1 protein-coding gene is annotated in these 546 nt (G+C 33.7%); it reads right to left on the bottom strand.

Features of this window, described 5'->3' with window-relative positions:
• Nucleotides 1-151: 151 nt before the first annotated feature.
• Nucleotides 152-546, bottom strand: a 395-nt coding sequence (locus ACM44_RS14800; RefSeq protein ID WP_316932561.1) for a GxxExxY protein, incomplete at its 5' end; no start/stop codon positions are given.

Here is a 546-nt window from a genome sequence, read left to right as displayed (position 1 = left end):
ATTATATACAGCAAAAATCGCTTTCCGAATCGCATATGTCAAATCATTTTCTGTCATTTTATCCGCATTAATAGCATTAAAGTAATCTGTGTAGATCTGTGAAATCCGTGCGCTAAATTACACACAGATTTCACGGATTTGCACAGATTTTTTATCGATATCCGTTTATTACTCTAACAATGTTACCTGGAATATCATCGGTATTAAAATTTACCAACAATCCCAAATGAAGTTCTGTCAATTTCAAATAGTTGAGTAGCTGCTTATGGTGTATGGGAGCAAGTTCAACGACTGATTTTACTTCAATAATAATTTCATTTTCAACCAAAATATCTGCACGGAATCCGAGACCTAAATCAATTTTTTTATAGAAAACTGAAATGGGATACTGACTTTCTGTTTTTAAACCCTGACTTTCAAGTTCGATAACCAAGGCCCTTTCATATACACTTTCCAATAATCCTGAGCCGAGCGAATTATATACAGCAAAAATCGCTTTCCGAATCGCATATGTCAAATCATTTTCTGTCATTTTATCCGCATTAA

The organism is Chryseobacterium koreense CCUG 49689 (assembly GCF_001045435.1).
Taxonomy (GTDB): Bacteria; Bacteroidota; Bacteroidia; order Flavobacteriales; family Weeksellaceae; genus Kaistella; species Kaistella koreensis.
The sequence above is the reverse complement of the archived record's forward strand: the minus strand, read 5'-3'. Positions and strand labels throughout refer to the sequence as shown.